The sequence below is a fragment of the Flavobacterium sp. FPG59 genome (assembly GCF_002150205.1).
GTDB lineage: Bacteria > Bacteroidota > Bacteroidia > Flavobacteriales > Flavobacteriaceae > Flavobacterium.
Map to the genome: position 1 here is coordinate 1 of NZ_MTCA01000233.1, position 4,664 is coordinate 4,664.

Annotated in this window: 5 protein-coding genes; 2 read left to right on the forward strand and 3 right to left on the reverse strand. The window is 32.4% G+C overall.

Annotated elements, in window-relative coordinates; translation table 11 throughout:
- The first annotated feature begins 137 nt into the window (after nucleotides 1–137).
- Nucleotides 138–989: a DUF3078 domain-containing protein gene (locus tag FPG59_RS14065; protein WP_086455212.1), complete on the forward strand. Its 852-nt coding sequence runs from the start codon at nucleotides 138–140 to the stop codon at nucleotides 987–989.
- Between the two features lie 126 nt (nucleotides 990–1,115).
- Here the strand turns inward: FPG59_RS14065 and FPG59_RS16700 are convergent, their stop codons facing one another.
- The gene (locus FPG59_RS16700; protein WP_176330756.1) at nucleotides 1,116–1,286 is read right to left on the reverse strand and encodes a hypothetical protein; all 171 of its coding nucleotides are present in this window, start codon (nucleotides 1,284–1,286) and stop codon (nucleotides 1,116–1,118) included.
- A 391-nt stretch (nucleotides 1,287–1,677) separates the two neighbouring features.
- Here FPG59_RS16700 and FPG59_RS14070 point away from each other — a divergent pair, with 391 nt between their 5' ends.
- On the forward strand, nucleotides 1,678–3,192 hold the full coding sequence (locus FPG59_RS14070; RefSeq protein WP_086455213.1) for a S8 family serine peptidase: 1,515 nt from the start codon (nucleotides 1,678–1,680) through the stop codon (nucleotides 3,190–3,192).
- 70 nt (nucleotides 3,193–3,262) lie between these two features.
- Here the strand turns inward: FPG59_RS14070 and FPG59_RS14075 are convergent, their stop codons facing one another.
- Complete coding sequence (locus FPG59_RS14075) at nucleotides 3,263–3,943, reverse strand: TlpA disulfide reductase family protein (RefSeq protein ID WP_086455214.1); 681 nt, start codon at nucleotides 3,941–3,943, stop codon at nucleotides 3,263–3,265.
- Nucleotides 3,944–4,039: 96 nt separating this feature from the next.
- Entirely contained in the window at nucleotides 4,040–4,621 is a 582-nt protein-coding gene (locus FPG59_RS14080; protein ID WP_086455215.1) for an OmpW family outer membrane protein, read from the reverse strand.
- Nucleotides 4,622–4,664 lie beyond the last annotated feature (43 nt).

The window sequence follows — 4,664 nt, forward strand, 5'->3', positions numbered from 1 at the left end:
CATTTTGACCATATTTATTTTAGGCACCCAAGCATTTTTTACAATCTAATTATAACATACAATACTTGTTTACAGGTGTTTAAGTATAATAGTGGTATTATTTTTTTATATACATTTGTGGATATAAACTTAATAATATGAAAAAAACACTACTTACACTTGTATTTATTTTTGCGTTATCAGTTGTAAACGCTCAAGAAACGCCTAAGGACTCTACCAAAGCTTGGACAAGAAAAGGAAATATTTCTTTACTTTTTAGTCAATCTTCATACAATAAAGAATGGCTGGGTGGGGGAACCTCAAACATTGCTGGTAATTTTGGTTTGAACTACGATTTCAATTATAAAAAAAATGATGTCGTTTGGGATAATAAATTCATATTGGCATACGGATTAAGTAAAATAAAAGGTAACGAACGTACCGCTAAAACAGATGACCGTTTAGAAATTAATTCTTTGTGGGGTAAAAAAGCGTCTGGAAACTGGTTCTACTCGGCTTACTTTAATTTTAAGACTCAAATGGACACTGGTCTAGATAATAAAAGTGGACTTAGAATATCACATTTCTTTTCTCCAGCTTATTTCCAGATGGGTCCAGGTATGCTTTGGAAAAAGAACGAAAATTTAAGCGTTAATATTGCTCCTGCTGCAGCAAAAGCCATATTTGTACACGATCATTTCACAGAATTTGGACCGTCATTTGGTGTGCTTCAAGGAGATAATTCTCGTTTTGAGTTTGGAGCTAGTGTTTCTGCTTACTACAAAGTAAATGTCATGACCAATGTGTCAATTCAAAATCGTTTGAATTTATATTCTAATTATCTTGATGATCCACAAAATGTTGATTTTGATTACCAATTGAATGTGGTGATGAAAATCAATAAGTATTTGTCAGCAAATATTGCGGTACAAGCCATTTATGATGACAATGCCATAAGAGGCGTACAAGTAGGACAATTATTTGGTTTAGGTGTAAACTACGGGTTGTAATTGACCCCTATAATATAAAAACAGCCTTTTGGATATTTCTAAAAGGCTGTTTTTTTTTCTTGTAACTAATCCTGGGAAGTATTAACAAATATAAAATGGTAGTGAGTTATTTTTAAGCTTTTGCCATTAATTATTGATATCAAAAATAAGTTCTCCAAAACATTTCCCTAATTGAAAAATTACCATTACACTCAGTAAAACAGCTAAAATCTTGTACTGCACTTGTATTTTTCCTTGTGCATTCATAGTGTTAAGCTTTTTTATTATTGTACTAATTTTAGTTTCTAATTCTTTCATTCTATTACTTTTAGAGTGTTTATTTGGGTTGAAAATAAAATCCTTCTTTTGCAAACTTCCTTTAACGCAGCTCGTAATCTTCAAAAATAACCCAATAAATATAACTGATTTTAACTACAAAAAAAGTTGAAAATTAAAATTCAGTTCGATGAAAACATTTATGTTTTAAAAGTCTTTTTCATAGTGACCATAATATCATTACAAACGCGCTATTAAGCTATATTGCCTGCTTACAATAACTTAGGTTTTTATTTCAAAAGGATGTATCCTCGTACTAAATGAAAGACAAACAGACTAACAGTTGAGCTATTCAACTAAAATAGAGTTATTTAGTAAAATTAATAACAAAATAATGCTATATTCACAATCTATTAACCAAAAATAAACTAATATGACATTTAAACTTTTTAGATTAGTACTCGTAACCGCTATTGTGTTCACCTCCTGTAGCAGAGATGAAAGCGAAAACCAAACCGTTGCGGTAAATCCTTTGCAAAAAGATCCATTAACCACAACACAAATTAACACTACCATTAATCAAATTTTATCTTCAAACAAGCAGTTTCATTGGAGTGAAATGTCTAGTCAAATGATTTGGAGTGCCGCTTTGCAAGGACAAAACTTAATCACAATTGGTTTTGGAAATTCCGAAACTGATTTTGACAGAAGTAAATCATCTAACAACCAAAAAATGCAAGAAGATTTACTGCAACTTATTTCTAAGTATGAAGGGAAAGAAATCAAGGATATTTTAGTTGCTTCGGATGCCTATTTAAACCTTATGGATGTTGTTATCACCAAACAAGAAACCGTTATTGCCTTAAGACAAACCAAATTTGTTAGATACGTTGAGCCTGCTGATTACCGCTTTCTAGGCGAAACCGCTAAAAATCAAAATGGGAAAACAAGCTCCAGCACAAGTTCAGGTTGTGGATTTGAAGCTTCTACTTTAAACTCGGCAGATTTTACTACCGTCACTCCTAATGCAAGAGTGCCTTGGGCATTTTACCAACATAATATTCCATCGGCTTGGAATGTAAGCACCGGACGAGGAATTACAATAGGCGTTATAGATACTGGTACTTCACCAAACCAAACTTTACTAGGCTCTAGTTTTAACAACGGATTATCAACTGGTCGTACTATTCAAAAATTTGGAACATTTGTAGATTCTATTTGGCCATGGAGCAGCACCACAGATGGTCCTAGTGATTTATGCGGACACGGAACCAGCATGGCAGCGGCTGCAGCTGCACCAAGAAATGATAAAGGATTGCCTGTTGGGGTTGCTTATAATGCCAACTTAGTTACTTACAGAGCGGCAGAAAACGTATTACTGGAAGGCTACCACGAACAAAATGGTGTTAAAGATGCCTTTACTGGTTTAGGCAATAACCCGAATGTAAAAATTATATCTATGTCTATGGGATACATATTCTCGGTAGGTAAAATTTCCGATGGTGTAAAATACGCTCACAGCCGAGGCAAATTGATATTTTGCGCCGGAGGAACTTCTACAACATTTACCACTTTTGTTGGAGTTATTTTCCCGGCTTGGATGCCCGAAGCAGTGGCTGTAACTGGCGTTAAAGAAGGTAGTACTTATCAAAAATGTGATGTTTGCCATACCGGAAACAAAATTGATTTTACCATTGCCATGCAAAGAGCATCAGGAGGAAACACAGTTCCTGTAACAAGTTATTATGACAATCAATCTGATTATGTGGGAGGTTCATCAGTAGCTACTGCTACTACTGCAGGAATTGCAGCATTAGTTTGGGCTAAAAATCCAACTTGGACACGAGATCAAGTACTCACAAAAATGAAGCAATCCTCAAGATATTACCCAACAAAAAATCCTGATTTTGGTCACGGAAACATTGATGCTTTAAAAGCCGTTCAATAAACTATAAAAAAACAAAACCACTTAATGCTGAAACGATTAAGTGGTTTTTTTATGCTCAATAATTTTGAATTTATAACAAGGTTGTAAGAGTAGTTTGTATGTCTTTCATATGTACTGGTATTATTTCGGCGGTTACAACTTTAATAACTCCATTTTTATCCAAAATTAGGCTTGTTGGATAGGCATCAATTTTAAGTTTTTCTATCTGTTTCCCTGAATTAGTAATATGTTTATAATCAAACTTGTGCTTTTTTAAAAATACCTCAACCGCTGTCAAGTCATCAAAGGTAATGCTGATAAAGTTGACCTTATCCTTGAAGTTTTCTTTTAATTGATTTAATAGCGGAAGTTCTTCAATACAAGGAGGGCATCTAGTGAACCAAAAATTAATATAAGTTGGTTTTCCCTCTAGATAATCTTTCTTGAAATTTTTTTGGTCATTGTCAGCATATTGCTCAATTTGAAATTTTGTTCCAATAAACTTTTTTGTATCTCCCCAAGGATCAAAGCCATCAGGCATAACCTCCAAATTAGTAAGTCTTATGTAGTTTACAATGGAATCCTTTTTTTCAATTGTCTTTAAATTGACTTCTTCAAGTTTTCCGTTTTTCGCCTTATTGTCTTTGTAAACTTTGTAGTTGATGTCGCTCATCATATCTTCTCCATTTACTACGTAATATACTTTTTGAGCAAAACAATTTACATTAACAGTCAATAGTAATGCAATGGCAATTTTTAGTACGTTTTTCATATTGGTACGGGTTGTTAAGTTAGGAATATTGATTATAAATTATTTTGAATTAATATTTTTGAAAAACTTGTAACGACTTTTAGTTTAATAGCGCCTTTACAATCTTAAACCTAGACCAACTTTTAATAGATTTACATTTGTATTGAATGCCGTTTTAGGAACTTCATTGTCGACATTTAATTTTACATAATCAAACTGAAGGTCTAAGAATATTTTACTTGTAATGTCATAAGCAACTCCAAAATTTGCATTAATACCACTTTCTGTGCTATTTGAAGCTGAAACATCAAATCCATTATTAGTTCCAGTTGCTTTAAAAACCATAAAAGTATAACCAATACCAACAAATGGGCGTATTTTAGGTACTGATTCTATCTTCAATTCACTAAAAATTCTTGGTTGAATAAGATATGAATTAACTCTAAAATCCTGATTTCCGTTATTATCATTAGTATTATTTGATAAAATTCCACCGTTTAAAGATGCACCAATATTTATATTTTTTAATTCCGAAAATCTAAACTTGCCTCCTACATCAATAATTCCATCGTAGTTTTTACTAATAAAATTTTGACCCATCGTTAGTGGATAATGCATTTCAAGACTAAGTTTTGAATCTTGCGAAAAAGATTTCATTGATAAGATAAATAACAAAGTCAAAAGTAAATTTTGTTTCATATTGCAATTTTTAAATTTTGTTTTATGTTAGTTGGTTTAACAT